Origin of the sequence: Bacillus sp. 3103sda1 (assembly GCF_024159135.1) — a bacterium.
In the GTDB taxonomy this organism is placed as follows: Bacteria; Bacillota; Bacilli; order Bacillales; family Bacillaceae_G; genus Bacillus_A; species Bacillus_A rhizoplanae.
Genome location: NZ_JAMYWS010000001.1, coordinates 3,484,596 through 3,502,385 on the forward strand (window position 1 = coordinate 3,484,596; position 17,790 = coordinate 3,502,385).

Here is a 17,790-nt window from a genome sequence, read left to right on the forward strand (position 1 = left end):
AACAGTAACCCCTTTTCACCAAATCTTTATATATCTCTCATTAACGCATGTTATATATACACATGTCAAGACAAGATGTGATATGACAAAAAGCCAACATATACTGTTGGCTTTTTTCGTAAGCAATCGCACCCTTTTCTTTCGCAAGCTGCTCAAATGACTTTTTCGACTTAACAATCCATACTTTTGTTCCAATTGGAACCTGATCGTATAAATACTCTACATCTTTTTTATACATGCGAATACAACCTTGCGAAATATATTTGCCAATCGAGCTTGGCTGATTTGTTCCGTGTATTCCATATTTACTACCATCTGTACCTCGGGCATTAAACCCAATCCATCTAGAACCGAGCGGATTTTTCGGGGAACCACCTGGGATGTTCTTTGCAATATAATATGGATTTTTCACTTTCATCACAACATCAAATGTACCTTCTGGCGTTAAATCATTCGTTTTACCTGTCCCAACTGGAAATGTGTTTTGTATCTTTCCATCATGAATATATGCAAGCTGGTTCGTTTGTTTATTGACAATAATAAGCGGATCGCCAACACGTGGATTATCACCGAGCGGCCAAAGCGGCGATAGGGAAACAAATAATATGAATGAAAGAAGATATGGCATACCTCATTCCTTCCTTCTTATATTAATTCTTTGATGTTATATTTCCCTTTGAATCGACTTTTAATAAGTAAATATTGTTCTATTTCATACACGAGCTGAACGAGCTTGGCCCGCATTTCAAATTCTTCTCGTGTTTCTGGAAGCCGCATTTCTCGAAAGATTTCTCGCATCTCCTGAAGTTGCCTTAATGAAATAACCCCCGTACTTTCTGGGCGAATTGCATTCCCAACATTTTCAATTACATCCGCCACCATCCCCGCTTGTTCATACGACCAAGATAACGAAGCGGCTAGCGGCATAACTCTTTCTAAAATTTCATACTGTTGCTGACGCATTTGAAAATAACGATAGTAATAATCATCTTCACGCATAAACTGATTTTCCAGCTTTTTAAAAGACAATTCTTTTGCCTTCTCAAGTAATGTTTCCGTTTCAATTAGCTCTTTTCCATTCCACACACTATCACGATTTCTTAAATATGCAGCCATTTCAAAAAGAATCGTTTTAAAATTAGATTCTACTTTTTGTTGATAATCTTTTAACTCACTTTCAACACTTGGCATGTACAAATTAATTAACAAAGCAACGCTAATTCCAACCGTTAAAATTGCAATCTCATTTCCAACAATTGACCACGTAATTTTTTGCAATGAAAATAAATGCATAACAATAACAGAGCTTGTAACAATCCCCTCTTGAATCTTAAGCATAACTGCAGTTGGAATAAACAGAAGTAATAGAAATCCAAGTGCTAGCGATGTATACCCTATCGATTCAAAAATAAAAAATGCAAACACCATAGAAAGTAAACAAGCTAAAAAGCGATGAATAGATACTTCTAATGATTTTCTTTTTGTATTTTGCACACATAGAATAACAAGAATACCGGCTGTGCTATAAAACTCCAAATGAAATAATTGAGCAATCCACACAGCCAAGGCAGTTCCAGCTGCTGTTTTCACTGTTCGATATCCAATTTTAAACATATTAACGCTCCTATTATGTACGAACTTCTTTCAAAATAAGTATAAAGAAAAGGATGACACAATGTCATCCTTTTTCCATTATTATTCACGCAATTTTTACATGTTACAACATTTTTTGTAAAAATTCTTGTGCACGTTTGCTTTCCGGTGCTGTAAAAAATTGCTCTGGGTTCGCGTCTTCTACAAGTTTTCCACCATCCAAAAACAGAACACGATTTGCTACTTCTTTTGCGAAGCCCATTTCGTGCGTAACAATTGCCATCGTCATTCCTGTCGTTGCAAGAGATTTCATAACTTCCAGTACTTCTTTTACCATCTCTGGGTCCAGTGCTGAAGTCGGTTCATCAAAAAGCATAACGTCTGGTTCCATTGCCAAGGCTCTTGCAATTGCAACACGCTGTTTTTGTCCACCAGAAAGGCGATTTGGATATGCCTCCTTTTTCTCAAGTAATCCCACTTTTTCTAATAATTCTTCAGCCTTTTTCACTGCATCGTCCTTTGAGACACCTTTTACCGTAAGAGGAGCATACGTAATATTTTCTAACACTGTCATATGAGGGAATAAGTGAAAATGCTGAAATACCATCCCAACATGCTGACGAACTTCCATAATATTTGTATTTGGATTTGTTACCTCTTGATTGCCAATCCAAATTTGTCCGTCCGATGGTACTTCTAATAAATTCATGCAACGTAAAAACGTTGATTTTCCTGAACCAGACGGTCCAATAATCGCTACTACTTCGCCCTGTCCAATTGTTGTTGTAATATCTTTTAATACTTCGTTATTTCCAAATGATTTATGAAGGTTTGTAATTTTAATCACTTTTCTTCATTCTCCCTTCAACCGCTTTGCCGATGAATGTAAGAATAATAACAAGGATGTAATAAATCATACCGACAAATAAAAGTGGTTCAAAATATGACAATGTCTCTCCGCCAACAATATATGCGCGGCGCATTAAATCTGTTGCGCCTATCACAGTAACAACTGCCGACTCTTTCGTTAATGTAACAAACTCATTTACTAATGCAGGTAAAATATTTTTTAATGCTTGCGGAAAAATAATATTTCGCATCATTTTTCCATATGGAATACCTAGAGCCATCGCTGCTTCTGTTTGTCCTTTATCAACTGCCTGAATTCCAGCGCGAATAACTTCTGACATATATGCACCTGAGTTTAAGCTAAATGCTAAAACTGCTGCTAAAAATGCTGAAATATCATATCCTGTAATTTGAGGGAGACCGTAATAAATAAGCATTAATTGTAGTACAAGCGGTGTACCACGAAAAATAGATGTATAAAAATCAGCAATAATACTTAAAACTCTAATTCTGGCAATTTTACAAAGCGCTAATAACGCACCTAGCGCAAAGCCGAGCAAAGAAGATACAAAAACAATTTTCAATGTTACTTCTAAGCCCTTTAACATATATGGTATTGACGGCGTAATTTGCGAAAAATCCAAGTTCATCCTAGGTCATTCCTCTCCATAATATGGAAAGGCGGCTTATTGCTCGCCGCCAAACCATTTCTTCACTAATTTATCCATTTCTCCATTTTCTTTCATTTTCTTAATCACTTTATTAAACTCCGCTGTCTTATCACTATTTTTCGGAAGTGCAATTGCTGAACCAGCTTCATCCGCAGCTTCCGGAATTTCTACACTCTTTAACTCTTTATTTTTTTCTAAATATCCTTTTGCTACTGTATCTTCTAAAATAATTGCATCAAAACGACCTGCTTGAATTTCTTGAATTAGTTCTGGTATACGATCGCGTCCTTCAGACTGGAACGATACTTGTTTCTGTAGATCCTTTGCCTTTTCTTCTTGAATTGATCCTGTTTGTACCCCTACTTTTTTCCCTTGCAAGTCTTGCAATGTTTTAATATTTGAACCTTCTTTAGAAATAATCACATTTTTTGACGTGAAATAAATATCTGTAAAATCAGCGTTTTTCTTACGTTCTGCTGTCGGTGTCAGTCCAGCCATTACAAAGTCAACTTTTCCAGCTTCTAATGATGCTAACAGTCCGCTAAAATCCATATCTTTGATTTTAACTTTATAGCCTAATTCTTTACTGATATAGTTCATAACATCGATATCAAAACCGATAATATCTTCACTCTTTTTCGCATCGACATATTCAAATGGTTTGTAATCTGCAGAAGTTCCCATAACTAAAACTTTATTTTTATCAGTACTTCCTGCTTCTTCACGCTTACTGCAAGCTCCGAATATACTTACGATTAAAATAAGTGCAAATGAAATGGATAAAAATTTCTTCATTACTTCTCCTCCTAGTTAATGTATATTTAAAGATTTTATAGAATTTTTATTCGTTTAATGTATTGTAGCAATAAATTAATTTTTATGCAATAAATAAAATAAAAATTAATTTATTTTTTCTTTCCACAACATTATTAACAGTTTGTACACTGTATAATTTTATGCATAAACAGCTGATTTTATGTAAAAAAAGAACCGTTAAGATTCTATTCTTAACGGTTCTAAAAAGGTATATTACATTTCATCACAATGTTCTTCAAAGTACGATTGTAATTTAGCAATTACCTGCATTGGTTCATGGCCTTCAATTTCATGACGCTCAACCATTGTCACAATCTTACCGTCTTTTAATAATGCAAACGACGGAGAAGACGGTGGATATCCTTCAAAATATTCACGAGCACGTGCCGTTGCTTCTTTATCTTGACCTGCAAATACAGTAACAAGATTGTCTGGGCGTTTATCATAATGAACCGAATGTGCTGCTGCTGGACGTGCAATACCACCTGCACAGCCACACACAGAGTTTACCATTACAAGCGTTGTGCCTTTCTTTTGTAATGCTTCCTCTACGGCTTCTGTTGTTGTTAATTCTGTATAGCCAGCTGCCACGATTTCTTCGCGTGCTTGACGGACAACATCATTCATAAAAAAGTTGAAATTCATCAAAGTTTTCCCTCCTCACATATACCTATCTGTATCTTACCAATAACTATTTCTAAAATACAAGTAAACTTACTTGCTTTGTATCATTTCTACATATACTTCAATCATTCTTTTATGCGATCCTACAATATACTCTGGTAATTCTGTAACCGAAAAAAACTTTAATTGTATTGCTTCTTTTTTGTTTACAGTAAGTTCTCCTTCATAATCATGAGTATAATATGCAGTGGTTACTGCTTGGAACTCGTCACCGTTTGCAAGTTTCACAAAATGTTTTGCACCTGAGAACACATTAATGAGCTGCAAATTCTTCACACGAATGCCGGCTTCTTCATACACTTCACGGTATGCAGTTTCTTCTGGTGATTCCCGCAGCTCCATTAATCCACCAAGAAGTCCCCATTTCCCATACGGTTCTTGTCTTTGTTGTAATAATACTTCCCCATCTTTATTCAATACAAGAACAACCGAACCGACTAAAATTAAAGGGTAGTGACCAACTATTTTTCGTAATTCCTCCACATATCCCATTCCAACAAACCTTTCTTTTTTATTTCCTTGTCCACACCATTGTATCATATGTATAAAATGGAAAAATGCGTAATTTTTTTACTTTTTAAGCAAAATGTTTATTTGTCCCTTTTCATCTATCGTTGCTAATTGAATCAATTGAATTGGTACTTTCTGCTTTAACTCATCTTTTACCCACTCTTCTGTTTTTTCTATTAAAGCGAGAACATCCTTTTGGATATCCCCATTCTTTATCAAGATAAATGTAATAGGTGATTGCTCTGCATATATTTTCATATCTTTTCGAGACACTTTTTCATATGCTGCATATTGAAATACAGAAACAACTCCACTTGCTTCCCATAAGGCTAGTTTTACTGTTTGAATATCTGTAATACCTTGCAATCTCAGCTCAGAAAATAAATACTCTACTGTAATCCGTGCCTTCTTTAGATTATTAAACTGAACAGAACCATTATGTATCAGAATAATCGGTGCAGGCTCTAAAAAACGTCTCCACCAATCCACCTTTAATGTCAAAACGGAACTTACTATATGAAGTACTACGAGAACAAATGTTGTAATCAGAGAACCGAGAAGGCCTACTCTTTCATCAGATAATGCGTTCGATATATTTCCGCCTAATAATAGTACTAGCACAAGATCTAAAAAACGAAGCTGAGCAATAGAGCGTTGTCCCATTGCTTTTGCAACAATAATTAAAAACATATATGCCAATATGGCACGGATCACCCATTCGAAATTCGAAAGATGCTTTGCTCCTTCAAATATATGCATAAATGGCACCCCTTAACAAAATTCCTCCTTTTAGTTTATGTTTATCCGTATTGTCTATGTAAAAAACAATGTAAATCTTCAGCTAAGTTGCAAATTTACATAGGAAATATGCTTCCACTTAAAAACTTCTCATTCATATACGTAAAAAAAGCCCGCCAATTGGCGGGCCTTCCTATGATTAATATACAGAAGTGTTATCTGCAGACGTATTCTCAAGAATTTCTTTCACACGGCCTAAGAACTTACCGCAAATGAATCCGTCCAGTACGCGATGGTCAAGGGATAGACATAAGTTAACCATATCACGTGCACCGAACATACCATTATCCATAATCACTGGACGTTTCACGATAGATTCCACTTGTAAAATTGCCGCCTGTGGATAATTAATAATACCCATAGACTGAACAGAACCAAACGATCCTGTATTATTGATTGTAAATGTTCCACCTTGCATTTCGTCAGCTTTTAATGACTTCGTACGTACTTTCGTTGCAAGCTCAGTAATTTCACGAGCGATACCTTTAATTGTTTTCTCATCAGCATGCTTAATAACTGGAACGAATAGTTCATCGTCAGTTGCAACTGCGATAGAAAGATTGATATCTTTCTTCTGAACAATTTTATCGCCAGCCCACATAGAATTAATTTGTGGGTATTCTTTTAATGCTTGTGCAACAGCTTTTACAAAGAATGCAAAGAATGTTAAGTTGAAGCCTTCACGCTTTTTAAATTCACCTTTAATTGAATTACGGTATGAAACAAGGTCTGTTACATCCACTTCAATCATCATCCAAGCATGCGGTGCTTCATGCTTACTGCGCAGCATGTTTGCAGCAATCGCTTTACGCACACCAGTCACTGGGATTTCAATATCTCCAGGCATTGTTGGTACAGATACTGGTTTTGCCGCTTCTGTTTTTGGAGCTGCTGGTGCTGGCGCAGCCTTTGGTGCTTCTTGCGTAATTGGTGCAGCTGCTGCTTCTTTCTTCGCACCTGCTTGTGGAATATTTCCAGATTCCACTAATTTTAAAATATCTTTGCGCGTAATACGGCCATTTGTTCCCGTACCTTCTACTACATCTAAATCAATATTATGTTCACCTGCAAGTTTTAATACAGCTGGTGAAAAGCGTGGCTTACCATCAGTTGGTTGCTTCGCTTTTGGCGCTGCTGGTGCTGATGCAGCTGTCTCTGCTTTTGGCGCCTCTTCTGTTTTTTCTTCTACAGCTGTTGCAGCTACTTCATTTGCACCTTCAACTTGAATCATACAAATCACTTCACCAACAGCTAATGTATCACCTTCGCCAGCGATTAACTCTGTAACAACCCCAGTGAAAGAAGATGGTACTTCTGCGTTTACTTTATCTGTCATTACTTCTGCAAGCGGATCATATTTATTTACATGATCACCAACAGAAACAAGCCATTTACTAATTGTACCTTCCGTTACACTCTCCCCAAGCTGAGGCATCGTAATTTTTTCTACAGCCATGTATAGTCCCCCCGATTAAAATTCCGCAAGTTCGCGCATTGCTTTTTCAACTTTATCTGGATTTACCATAAAGAATTTTTCCATTGTTGGTGCATATGGCATTGCTGGAACGTCTGGACCTGCAAGACGAGCAATTGGTGCATCAAGGTCGAATAAGCAATTTTCTGCGATAATTGCTGCTACTTCACTCATAATGCTTCCTTCTTTATTATCTTCCGTTACAAGAAGAACTTTACCTGTTTTTGAAGCTGCTTCAATAATTGCTTCCTTATCTAACGGATATACAGTACGTAAATCAAGAATGTGAGCAGAAATGCCATCTTGTGCTAATTTTTCAGCAGCTTGAAGAGCAAAGTGAACACATAATCCGTATGTGATAACAGTAATATCATCACCCTCACGTTTTACGTCTGCTTTTCCGATTGGTAATACATAATCATCTTCCGGCACTTCACCCTTAATTAAGCGATATGCACGTTTATGTTCAAAGAATAGTACTGGATCTTCATCACGAATTGCTGCTTTTAATAAACCTTTTGCATCATACGGTGTAGAAGGAATGACAATTTTTAAACCAGGTTGATTTGCAAAAAGTGCTTCTACAGATTGAGAATGATACAATGCACCGTGAACACCGCCGCCAAATGGTGCGCGGATCGTGATTGGACAAGTCCAGTCATTGTTAGAACGGTAACGAATTTTTGCTGCTTCAGAAACAATTTGGTTTACCGCTGGCATAATGAAGTCTGCAAATTGCATTTCTGCAATTGGGCGCATTCCATACATCGCTGCACCGATTGCTACCCCAGCAATTGCCGATTCTGCAAGTGGTGTATCAAGCGCGCGCATTTCACCAAATTGATCATATAATCCAGTTGTCGCTTTAAATACGCCACCTTTTTTACCAACGTCTTCTCCTAATACAAATACTTTCTCATCGCGTTCCATTTCCTCGCGCATTGCTAATGTAATCGCGTCAATATAAGACATTACAGCCATGAAACGTTCCCCCTTATTCCGCGTATACGTGCTTTAATGCAGATTCTGGATCTGCATACGGAGCATTCTCTGCATATTCTGTTGCTTCGTTTACGATATGCATCACGTCATCTAACATTTGTTTTTCAGATTCCTCTGTTAAAATACCTACTTCTTTTAAGTAGTTTGCAAATGTATAGATTGGATCTTTTTTCTTTGCTTCTTCTACTTCTTCTCTGTCACGGTACACACGATCATCATCGTCACTAGAGTGAGCTGTTAAACGATAAGATACCGTTTCAATTAATGTTGGACCTTCACCACGGCGACCACGATCTGCCGCTTCTTTTACAGCTTTATATACTTCAAGCGGATCATTTCCGTCTACTGTGTATCCTGGCATACCGTAACCGATTGCACGATCAGATACATTTTTACAAGCTAATTGTTTTTCAACTGGGATAGAAATTGCATATTTGTTATTTTCGCACATGAAAATAACTGGTAATTTGTGTACTCCTGCAAAGTTTGCACCTTCATGGAAGTCACCTTGGTTAGAAGAACCTTCTCCAAATGTAACAAACGTTACTAAATCTTTTCCTTCCATCTGTCCCGCTAATGCAATACCTACTGCGTGCGGTACTTGCGTTGTAACTGGTGAAGAACCTGTTACGATGCGATTTTTCTTTTGTCCAAAGTGTCCAGGCATTTGACGTCCGCCAGAGTTTGGATCTTCTGCTTTTGCAAATCCAGATAGCATAAGCTCTTTTGCTGTCATACCAAATGCTAACACGACACCCATATCACGGTAATATGGTAATGCGTAGTCCTTTTCGCGATCAAGTGCAAATGCTGCGCCTACTTGTGCAGCTTCTTGTCCTTGACAAGAAATTACAAAAGGAATTTTCCCTGCACGGTTTAATAACCACATACGCTCGTCAATTTTACGTGCGAGTAACATCGTGCGATACATTTCTAATACTTGCTCATCGCTTAAGCCAAGCTCTTCATGGCGCTTTGCTTTTACTTCAGCCATTTTAACACCCTCCTAAATCCTTTTTACCCCGCTCTATTATAAAGCAAGAACGATACACTATCCATTCCCAATGGTTCACTTTTATCCGTGTAACGCTTTTCCATCAACTGCTAACGCAGCTTCACCAATTGCTTCTGATAATGATGGATGCGGATGAATTGTATGTGCAACTTCCCAAGGCGTTGCATCTAATACTCTTGCAAGACCTGCTTCTGAGATCATATCTGTTACGTGCGGTCCAATCATATGAACACCAAGAATATCATTTGTTTCTTCATCAACAACAAGTTTCACAAAACCATCAGATTCTCCATATACAAGCGCTTTACCGATTGCACGGAATGAGAATTTACCTACTTTTAATTTATAGCCTTTTTCTTTTGCTTCTTGCTCTGTTAAACCGACAGAAGCAACTTCTGGGCTACTATATACACATTTAGATACCATAGAGTAATCAATTGGCATCGGCTCTTTTCTAGCAATATGTTCAACTGCTACAATTCCTTCATGAGAAGCAACGTGTGCAAGTTGCAAGCCGCCAATTACATCGCCAATCGCATAAATGTGTGATTCTTTCGTTTGATAATATTCATTTGTTTGAATATAACCTTTTTCAACAACGATATCTGTATTTTCTAAGCCGATATTTTGTGTGTTTGCTTGTCTTCCAACAGATACAAGCATTTTTTCAGCTTTAAATTCTTTATTTTCACCGTTAAGTTCCGCTTGAATTGTAACACCATTATCTTTTACTAAAGTTTCTGGTAATACTTTTGCACCAGTTACAATCTTAATACCTTTTTTCTTAAGCAAACGCTGCATTTCTTTAGAAACGTCTTGATCTTCAAGTGGAAGAACATGTTTTGCATATTCAAGTACAGTTACTTCGACACCGAAATCAGCAAGCATAGACGCCCACTCAATACCGATTACACCGCCACCAACAATAATAACAGACTCAGGAAGCGCTTCCATTTTTAAAGCGTGGTCAGATGACATAACATATTCACCATCAAGCTCAAGTCCTGGTAAAGAATTTGGACGTGATCCTGTTGCAACGATTACGTTTTTCGGAATAAGCATTTCATTCTCTTCACCACTTGCTAATTCAACAGAAATCGTTCCCGGCATCGGTGAGAAAATAGATGGGCCAAGGATACGACCAATTCCTTCATATACATCGATTTTCCCTTGCTTCATTAAATGCTGAACACCTTTATGAAGTTGGCTAACGATTTTTTCTTTACGTTCTTGTACTTTTGCAAAGTTTAATGAAACATCGCTTGTAACAACACCAAATTCTTCCCCTTTTTTCGCCGTTGCGTATACTTCCGCACTACGAAGCAACGCTTTACTTGGGATACAACCTTTGTGTAAACATGTGCCACCAAGATTCTCTTTTTCAACAAGCGCTGTTGTTAGTCCTAATTGTGATGCACGAATAGCAGCAACATATCCGCCTGTACCGCCACCAACAATAACTAAATCGTACTCTTTTGCCATATTTTTCAACCCCTAGCTACGGTTTCTTTTTCCCTTACAACATACTCTTTTGCAACTTCTTCTTCACGAAGTACACGAAGCGCACCTTCTGCTAATGCTTGTAGTTCATCTTCTCCTGGATGTACAATTACATCGGCAATCCAATGAACGCGCTCTTTAATTTCATCAACAAGGATTTTGCTATATGCAAGTCCACCAGTTAAAACAATTGCATCTACTTTCCCATGAAGAACTGCACTTGATCCGCCAATTTCTTTTGCAACTTGATATGCCATCGCTGTATAAACAAGTGTTGCTTCTGAATCACCTTGTTCTACCATCTTTTCTACTTTAATTGCATCATTTGTACCAAGTAAGCTGACTAAGCCTCCTTGTCCAACGATTTTTTTCATCATTTCATCACGGTAATAGTCACCAGAGAAGCACATTTCTACAAGCTGACCTACCGGAACTGTTCCTGCACGTTCTGGGCTGAATGGTCCTTCTCCATTTAAACCGTTATTTACATCAATAACTTTTCCTTTTTTATGAGCACCAACTGAAATACCGCCGCCCATATGTGCAATTAATAAGTTTAAATCTTCATATTTACGATCAAGTTCTTTTGCAACTTTACGAGCTACTGCTTTTTGGTTTAGCGCATGAAAAATACTTCTTCGCTCCATGCCAGCTATTCCGCTAATACGGGCAATATCATCCATTTCATCTACAACTACTGGATCAACAATAAACGCTGGAATGTTAAGTCCAGAAGCGATTTCATATGCTAAAATACCTCCCAAATTGGAAGCATGATGGCCACTATAACCATTTTTTAAATCTTCTAGCATAGCTTCATTTACTGTATACGTACCGCCTTCAATCGGGCGAAGTAATCCGCCGCGTCCGCATACAGCATTTAACTTAGAAATATTAATGCCATGGGAATGAAGCACCTCTAAAATAGTTTGCTTGCGAAATTCATATTGATCAATAATACGCTTATATTTCCCAATCTGTTCTTCGTCATGACGAATTGTTTCTTCTAAAACAGGTCTTTCATTATCAAAAACACCAATCTTCGTAGATGTACTACCAGGATTAATGACAAGAATTCGATTCACGGACAAGGCTGCTCCCTCCACCATTTATTTAGAAAGACAGTAGCAACTTCTAAATGAAGCCGCTACTGCTTTCATATTTACTTTTTCTATTAATTAGCGACGGCTTAAAATGTTGTGGCCGTTACTTAAAAATGTGCTGCGTGTATTTTTTAAGCTTGCGATGCGCTCTTCAGCAAGACGATCTGCCGCTACATATGTTGGCACGCCATCACGTTTTGAAATTTCGATTACTTTTGCAATCGTGTCATAAATTGCTTCTACACGTTTTAATGCACGCTCTCTATTGTATCCGTATAACTCATCCGCTACGTTAATTACGCCACCTGCGTTAATAACATAGTCTGGTGCATATACGATACCCATTTCATGAACGATATCGCCATGACGATCTTCTTTTAATTGGTTATTTGCAGAACCAGCAATTACTTTCGCTTTTAATTGTGGAATTGTTTCATCATTTACTGTTGCTCCTAATGCACATGGTGCATAGATATCACATTCTACACCGTAAATTTCGTTAGGTTCAACAGCAGTTGCACCAAATTCATCTACAGCACGTTGTACAGCTTCTTTATTAATATCTGTAACGATTAATTTTGCACCTTCTGCATGTAGGTGTTTACATAGGTGATAAGCTACATTTCCTACACCTTGAACAGCAATTACCTTACCTTCTAAGCTATCTGTACCGAACGCTTCTTTTGCAGCTGCTTTCATACCAACATATACACCGTAAGCAGTTACTGGAGATGGGTTACCAGAAGAACCGAATGAAGGTGAAATACCTGTTACGAAATCTGTCTCTTCATGAATAATATCCATATCATCTACAGTTGTACCAACATCTTCTGCTGTAATGTAACGGCCATTTAAACCTTGAATGTAACGGCCTAATGCACGGAACATTGCTTCGCTCTTATCTTTACGTGGATCGCCGATAATAACTGTTTTTGCACCGCCTAAGTTTAAACCAGCAGCTGCGTTTTTATATGTCATTCCTTTTGCAAGACGAAGAGCATCTTCAATTGCAGCTTCTTCAGAATCGTATGTCCACATTCTTGTTCCGCCAAGAGCTGGTCCAAGAGTTGTATCATGAATTGCAATAATTGCTTTTAATCCTGATTCTTTATCTTGACAGAATACTACTTGCTCGTAATCGTAAGTTTCTAAGTATTTGAAAATTTCTAATGTCATTGTAATTTCCCCCTTGATATGTTTAACATTTTCGATTTTAGCCCATTATACTGGACTCATTTCCTTAATCATTAATGAAAATAAAACATGTACTGCAAGAAAGTTTATTTAGAAGCAGTCGTAACTGCCAATGCTAATGAATACACTTTTGTTTCTGCTGAATCTGCGCGAGATGTTAACACAATCGGTGCTTTTGCTCCGGCGATAATCGCTCCTACTTTTGCATTTGCAAAGTATACAAGCGATTTATATAATACATTTCCAGCTTCAATTGTTGGGACGAGTAAAATATCTGCTTTGCCAGCTACATCACTTTGAATTCCTTTATGCTCTGCTGCAATTTGTGAAACGGCAATATCTAAAGCAAGTGGTCCATCAATGATACAATCTTTAATTTGTCCTCGACGATTCATTTGCGTTAACATTGCTGCATCAATCGTTGCTTGCATTACTGGATTTACAACTTCCACAGCAGCAATCGGAGCTACTTTCGGTACTTCCACTCCTATTGCCCGGGCAACTTCAACCGCATTTTGTGCAATAGCCGCTTTTTGCTGCGCATCTGGAGCAATATTCATCGCTGCATCTGTTACAATGATAAAGCGATCATAATTGGGTACTTCAAAAGCTGCAACGTGTGATAACACACCGCCTTTACGAAGACCCCATTCTTTATTTAATACTGCTTTCAAAATGCTAGCGGTTGGAATATTCCCCTTCATAAGTACATCTGCTTCTCCGCCTCTTACAGCTTTTACTGCTAATTCAGCAGCTTCTGCATTAGATGTAGCAGAGATTACTTCAATATGTTCTGAAGGCTGTAATCCATGTCCTTGTAACATATTCATAATCGTTTCTTGATTTCCATATAGACGAAATTGAGCTAACTGTAATTGAACAGCCTTTGCAACCGCTTCAATTACTTCATGATCTTCAGCTACTGCAACGGCAACTGTTTTTTTCGGCTGCTCTGCTGCCTGATCAATTAAAGTTTGTAACTTCATATTTTGTAATCAACCCTTCCTCGTCGTCCCTCGCTTATATTAAAGCAAATATCGTGCCAACTTTTAAATCCCCTTTAAATATTTTTGAAAACGCATTCAAAACGTAGAAAAATCAACATTTTGTAACTAAACAAAAAATTCCGTCTACTTTTGTCGCATTCTATTTACCGTGCAATTTCTTGCACGGTATGAAATTTATTGCATGCCATTTTTTGCACGTTCGTATTTTTCTAGTTTATAATATAAATTCCGAACCGAGACCCCTAATGCTTGGGCCGTTTTCGTTTTATTCCCATCAAATCTAGATAAGTACTCATGAATAATATTCCCTTCAAATTCAGCTACTAAATCATCAAGAGGCTTTTCTTCTAAGTCAGGAAGTAAATTACTCCCTTTCAATTCAGATTGGTCATCTTGATGTAACGGAGGTAAATGATGTACATCAATATACATTTCATTATAATTCATAAAAATAATTGCTCGCCCTAAAATATTTTCAAGCTCTCGAACATTTCCAGGCCAATCATACGACTGCAAATACTGCACCGCTGATTCCGTTAATCCTTCGACATTGCGTCCATAGTCTTGATTAATTTTTTGAATTAACCGATCAGCAATTTCAGCAATATCTTCTTTACGTTGACCGAGCGATGGAATATGAATTGGAATTTTATTTAAGCGATAATATAAATCTTCCCGAAAATCACCATCTAAAATCGCTTTTTCTAAGTTCACATGCGTTGCGGCAATAACTCGAACATTAATAGGAATCGGCTTCGTACCTCCGACCCTCACAATTTCTTTCTCTTGCAAAACACGGAGTAATTTCGCCTGTGTATTCGCAGACAGTTCTCCTATTTCATCTAAGAAAATACTTCCATTATTTGCTTCCTCAAAAAAACCACGCTTCCCTCCACGTCGCGCGCCGGAAAATGCTCCTTCTTCGTAACCAAATAGTTCACTTTCTAATAGCGATTCGGAAATTGCTGCACAATTCACCCGAACAAACTTATTGTACTTCCGATTGCTGCCATTATGAATGGCATGCGCAAATAATTCTTTTCCAGTTCCTGACTCTCCGCGCAGTAGTACCGTCGCTGGTGTATTCGCTCCTAGTTTCGCTTGTTCAATTGCCGCTATAATCTCTTCTGACGTTCCAACAATATCATCGAATGAATATTTCGCCTCCAACGTACGAATAATTTGTCTTGCCCTATTTAATTCATTTGTTAACTTTTGAATTTCGGATACATCACGAATTACACCAACACTTCCCTTTAAAATCCCATCAACAATAACCGGGGCTACGTTTACAATAACATCTCTCTTTTTTTGACCAATCTTCATATGAATACCACGCACTGCTCTGCGTGTCCGGAGCACTTTCATATGCATACTTTCTCCTTCTACAATATCCGTTGTCGCCGGTTTACCAATAATATCTTCTTCAGAAAGACCTGTTAATTTTGTATAGGCTGGATTAATAACAAGCCCTCGTCCTTGTTCATCAACAACGGAAATCGCTTCTTCAGAAGAATGAATAATTGCTTCTAGCAGCGTTTGAATTTCTTTTAAATTCGTCACTTCTTCAGCCAAATTTACAATTTCGGTAATATCTTTAAAAACCGCAAACGCCCCTTGCACTTCCCCAATTTCATTTAAAATCGGAATGCGTGTTGAAATAATTTTCTTTCCATTATGTAATGTTAATTCTTGATTAATCTCAATTTGTTTCGTACGAACAATACGAAGTAACTTACTTGTTGGAATTACTTCTAAAATGTACTTATTAACAACATCTTCGCTTTTATAGCCTATCATTCGTTCCGCACTTTTATTGAATAATAGTACATTCCCATCTTTATTAACAACAATCATACCATCGTGCGTTGAATTTAAAATCAGGTCACGCTGCTGCGTTTGTTCTTTTAACTGTCCAATTAACATTTCTTTTTCATGCGCAAGCTTAACAACAATATTCGCAACGTCACCCGGGACAAGCAGTGCATCTTCTTTTTTCTTTACTAAAACCTTTTCATACACACTGTAGTCACCTGTCATATCAAAGATGACATCAATATCCTCTCGTATAAACGCTTCCCAATCACTTCCTGTAGAAATATAAAGACCCTTTGCAAGTTGTATACCTTTTGCCTTTTCATCAATATCCACAATCGCAACCACTTCAAATATATTCGATTTTTGCAGCAGACCTAGAATCGCACTACCCCCAGCACCCGCTCCAATAATTAATGCTCTTTGTCTCATATGCCACCAATCCTTCCGCAGCACCTCTGCAAAATTTTTCACACCTCTATCTTACTTGTTCCGAAACCTCTTGACAAACGAACACAAATTATAACATCATTTTGTATATACTAAATTGTCTGAAAAGGAGTTTTCCGCATGCAGCGTTACTTCGCTCTTCTTTTAGCAGTTATCCCTATTTTACTAGCTGTGGTAGGCATTAAACTGATGAGAGATACTGTCTTCGGTATTCTTTTCTCTCCAATCCCTGTATTATGGTTACAATTTTTAATTGGAGCACTCTGCTTTGCGATTGGTTTTTATATTTTTGGCGGATTCGTTTTATATCGTGACCGAAAACGAAATAAAGTACAAGCTCGCTTTCGAAGATAAAATGAAACTTCTATCAGTGGGGTTCTTCATCCCCCACTGATAGTTAGTTGAACCAATCGAGATTTTACGGGCAGTTATCCCATCCCTTTCTCCTTCACTTCTCTCTCCATCTTGAGGTGGGAGTCTTACTGCTCGCGAATAACCGAATAGAATTCTTCACCTTGAAATATTCCACAATACCAAACGTTCATACGAAAAATGAGACCTTCTCTGAAGAAAGGTCTCATTTTTTACCTTGCAATAGCTTTTTCACGCGCTCTGGATAGTCTGTAATAATAGCAGTCACATTCATCCTCAAAAACTTTCTCATCACTTCTTTATCATTAATCGTATATGGACGCACCGCTACACCATTTATCATCGTTAATTCTATAATCCCATCCGAAATATAACGATAGTTCGGATGAATGGCACTGGCTCCCATCTTTTTCGCATAAGCCCACGGACTATGCAGCCCTTCTTTATATAAAATTGCTGTTTCAATATCAGGAGCCATCATATGACACTTTTTCATACTATAATGATTAAAAGAAGATAGAATAATTCGCTCCTCCATATTATATTTTCGAATGAGCGTAATCACCTCTTCTTCTAAACCTCGATACGGCACCTTATTATTCTTTAATTCGATATTAAGAAAAAGGTTGTTTGTTTCTAGCCATTCTAACACCTCTTCTAATAAAGGAATGCGGCACGCACCGACCTTATCATTAAATGTATAACTGGCATCTAACGCACGCAAATCTTCATATAAATAATTCCGAACTGCACCTTTTCCATTCGTCGTTCGATTTACTGTTTCATCATGAATGACAACAATTTTTCTATCTTTTGTGAACTGAACATCCAATTCAATTCCATCCGCTCCGAACTGCTCCGCCGCTTGAAAAGAAATCATTGTATTTTCCGGGTATGTTCCCGCAGCCCCGCGATGTCCAAAAATTAGCGTCATCTT

The 17,790-nt window shown here is 37.6% G+C and carries 18 protein-coding genes; 1 reads left to right on the plus strand and 17 read right to left on the minus strand.

Annotation, left to right across the window (positions count from 1 at the left end; translation table 11 throughout):
- Window positions 1-40 precede the first annotated feature (40 nt).
- The 16 genes from NKR74_RS17430 to NKR74_RS17505 form a co-directional block, all read right to left on the minus strand.
- On the minus strand, window positions 41-628 hold the full coding sequence (locus NKR74_RS17430) for a L,D-transpeptidase (protein ID WP_098310611.1): 588 nt from the start codon (window positions 626-628) through the stop codon (window positions 41-43).
- Window positions 629-645: 17 nt separating this feature from the next.
- Window positions 646-1,614, minus strand: a complete 969-nt coding sequence (locus NKR74_RS17435) for an aromatic acid exporter family protein (RefSeq protein WP_253630370.1) — start codon at window positions 1,612-1,614, stop codon at window positions 646-648.
- 103 nt (window positions 1,615-1,717) lie between these two features.
- Window positions 1,718-2,440 carry an amino acid ABC transporter ATP-binding protein gene (locus NKR74_RS17440; RefSeq protein WP_253630371.1) on the minus strand — a complete coding sequence of 241 codons (723 nt, stop codon included), beginning with the start codon at window positions 2,438-2,440 and terminating at the stop codon, window positions 1,718-1,720.
- Window positions 2,433-3,092, minus strand: a complete 660-nt coding sequence (locus NKR74_RS17445; RefSeq protein WP_098310608.1) for an amino acid ABC transporter permease — start codon at window positions 3,090-3,092, stop codon at window positions 2,433-2,435. The genes NKR74_RS17440 and NKR74_RS17445 overlap by 8 nt, the downstream gene beginning before the upstream one ends.
- A 36-nt stretch (window positions 3,093-3,128) precedes the next feature.
- The gene (locus NKR74_RS17450; RefSeq protein WP_098310607.1) at window positions 3,129-3,908 is read right to left on the minus strand and encodes a transporter substrate-binding domain-containing protein; all 780 of its coding nucleotides are present in this window, start codon (window positions 3,906-3,908) and stop codon (window positions 3,129-3,131) included.
- A 234-nt stretch (window positions 3,909-4,142) separates the two neighbouring features.
- Complete coding sequence (locus tag NKR74_RS17455; protein ID WP_141525084.1) at window positions 4,143-4,574, minus strand: BrxA/BrxB family bacilliredoxin; 432 nt, start codon at window positions 4,572-4,574, stop codon at window positions 4,143-4,145.
- Window positions 4,575-4,643: 69 nt separating this feature from the next.
- On the minus strand, window positions 4,644-5,105 hold the full coding sequence (locus tag NKR74_RS17460; RefSeq protein ID WP_253630372.1) for an NUDIX hydrolase: 462 nt from the start codon (window positions 5,103-5,105) through the stop codon (window positions 4,644-4,646).
- Window positions 5,106-5,183: 78 nt separating this feature from the next.
- On the minus strand, window positions 5,184-5,882 hold the full coding sequence (locus NKR74_RS17465) for a DUF421 domain-containing protein (RefSeq protein WP_253630373.1): 699 nt from the start codon (window positions 5,880-5,882) through the stop codon (window positions 5,184-5,186).
- 178 nt (window positions 5,883-6,060) lie between these two features.
- Window positions 6,061-7,377, minus strand: a complete 1,317-nt coding sequence (locus tag NKR74_RS17470) for a dihydrolipoamide acetyltransferase family protein (RefSeq protein ID WP_098310602.1) — start codon at window positions 7,375-7,377, stop codon at window positions 6,061-6,063.
- 15 nt (window positions 7,378-7,392) lie between these two features.
- On the minus strand, window positions 7,393-8,376 hold the full coding sequence (gene bfmBAB / locus NKR74_RS17475) for a 3-methyl-2-oxobutanoate dehydrogenase subunit beta (RefSeq protein WP_098310601.1): 984 nt from the start codon (window positions 8,374-8,376) through the stop codon (window positions 7,393-7,395).
- Window positions 8,377-8,389: 13 nt separating this feature from the next.
- The gene (gene bfmBAA, locus NKR74_RS17480) at window positions 8,390-9,391 is read right to left on the minus strand and encodes a 3-methyl-2-oxobutanoate dehydrogenase subunit alpha (protein WP_098310600.1); all 1,002 of its coding nucleotides are present in this window, start codon (window positions 9,389-9,391) and stop codon (window positions 8,390-8,392) included.
- Between the two features lie 81 nt (window positions 9,392-9,472).
- Entirely contained in the window at window positions 9,473-10,894 is a 1,422-nt protein-coding gene (lpdA, locus tag NKR74_RS17485) for a dihydrolipoyl dehydrogenase (protein WP_230575986.1), read from the minus strand.
- Between the two features lie 5 nt (window positions 10,895-10,899).
- Window positions 10,900-12,003, minus strand: a complete 1,104-nt coding sequence (gene buk / locus NKR74_RS17490) for a butyrate kinase (protein WP_253630374.1) — start codon at window positions 12,001-12,003, stop codon at window positions 10,900-10,902.
- Between the two features lie 87 nt (window positions 12,004-12,090).
- Window positions 12,091-13,191 (minus strand): leucine dehydrogenase, encoded by a 1,101-nt coding sequence (locus NKR74_RS17495; protein WP_098310597.1) that lies wholly within the window; start codon window positions 13,189-13,191, stop codon window positions 12,091-12,093.
- 104 nt (window positions 13,192-13,295) lie between these two features.
- Window positions 13,296-14,195 carry a phosphate butyryltransferase gene (gene yqiS / locus NKR74_RS17500; RefSeq protein WP_253630375.1) on the minus strand — a complete coding sequence of 300 codons (900 nt, stop codon included), beginning with the start codon at window positions 14,193-14,195 and terminating at the stop codon, window positions 13,296-13,298.
- Between the two features lie 195 nt (window positions 14,196-14,390).
- Complete coding sequence (locus NKR74_RS17505; RefSeq protein ID WP_253630376.1) at window positions 14,391-16,463, minus strand: sigma 54-interacting transcriptional regulator; 2,073 nt, start codon at window positions 16,461-16,463, stop codon at window positions 14,391-14,393.
- A 138-nt stretch (window positions 16,464-16,601) separates the two neighbouring features.
- Between NKR74_RS17505 and NKR74_RS17510 the strand changes: the two genes are divergently transcribed.
- Entirely contained in the window at window positions 16,602-16,835 is a 234-nt protein-coding gene (locus NKR74_RS17510; protein ID WP_253630377.1) for a DUF2627 domain-containing protein, read from the plus strand.
- A 223-nt stretch (window positions 16,836-17,058) separates the two neighbouring features.
- On the opposite strand, the gene NKR74_RS17515 is transcribed toward NKR74_RS17510, so the two are convergent.
- The gene (locus NKR74_RS17515) at window positions 17,059-17,787 is read right to left on the minus strand and encodes a glycerophosphodiester phosphodiesterase (protein WP_253630378.1); all 729 of its coding nucleotides are present in this window, start codon (window positions 17,785-17,787) and stop codon (window positions 17,059-17,061) included.
- Window positions 17,788-17,790 lie beyond the last annotated feature (3 nt).

What these genes read in the sequence shown, in the direction of transcription:
- NKR74_RS17450 (WP_098310607.1), bottom strand. Translation starts at nt 3,908, where the DNA reads ATGAAGAAATTTTTATCCATTTCATTTGCACTTATTTTAATCGTAAGT.
- NKR74_RS17430 (WP_098310611.1), bottom strand. Translation starts at nt 628, where the DNA reads ATGCCATATCTTCTTTCATTCATATTATTTGTTTCCCTATCGCCGCTT.
- bfmBAB (WP_098310601.1), bottom strand. Translation starts at nt 8,376, where the DNA reads ATGGCTGTAATGTCTTATATTGACGCGATTACATTAGCAATGCGCGAG.
- NKR74_RS17460 (WP_253630372.1), bottom strand. Translation starts at nt 5,105, where the DNA reads ATGGGATATGTGGAGGAATTACGAAAAATAGTTGGTCACTACCCTTTA.
- yqiS (WP_253630375.1), bottom strand. Translation starts at nt 14,195, where the DNA reads ATGAAGTTACAAACTTTAATTGATCAGGCAGCAGAGCAGCCGAAAAAA.
- NKR74_RS17495 (WP_098310597.1), bottom strand. Translation starts at nt 13,191, where the DNA reads ATGACATTAGAAATTTTCAAATACTTAGAAACTTACGATTACGAGCAA.
- NKR74_RS17455 (WP_141525084.1), bottom strand. Translation starts at nt 4,574, where the DNA reads ATGAATTTCAACTTTTTTATGAATGATGTTGTCCGTCAAGCACGCGAA.
- lpdA (WP_230575986.1), bottom strand. Translation starts at nt 10,894, where the DNA reads ATGGCAAAAGAGTACGATTTAGTTATTGTTGGTGGCGGTACAGGCGGA.
- NKR74_RS17445 (WP_098310608.1), bottom strand. Translation starts at nt 3,092, where the DNA reads ATGAACTTGGATTTTTCGCAAATTACGCCGTCAATACCATATATGTTA.
- NKR74_RS17515 (WP_253630378.1), bottom strand. Translation starts at nt 17,787, where the DNA reads ATGACGCTAATTTTTGGACATCGCGGGGCTGCGGGAACATACCCGGAA.
- NKR74_RS17465 (WP_253630373.1), bottom strand. Translation starts at nt 5,882, where the DNA reads ATGCATATATTTGAAGGAGCAAAGCATCTTTCGAATTTCGAATGGGTG.
- bfmBAA (WP_098310600.1), bottom strand. Translation starts at nt 9,391, where the DNA reads ATGGCTGAAGTAAAAGCAAAGCGCCATGAAGAGCTTGGCTTAAGCGAT.
- NKR74_RS17435 (WP_253630370.1), bottom strand. Translation starts at nt 1,614, where the DNA reads ATGTTTAAAATTGGATATCGAACAGTGAAAACAGCAGCTGGAACTGCC.
- NKR74_RS17510 (WP_253630377.1), top strand. Translation starts at nt 16,602, where the DNA reads ATGCAGCGTTACTTCGCTCTTCTTTTAGCAGTTATCCCTATTTTACTA.
- NKR74_RS17470 (WP_098310602.1), bottom strand. Translation starts at nt 7,377, where the DNA reads ATGGCTGTAGAAAAAATTACGATGCCTCAGCTTGGGGAGAGTGTAACG.
- NKR74_RS17505 (WP_253630376.1), bottom strand. Translation starts at nt 16,463, where the DNA reads ATGAGACAAAGAGCATTAATTATTGGAGCGGGTGCTGGGGGTAGTGCG.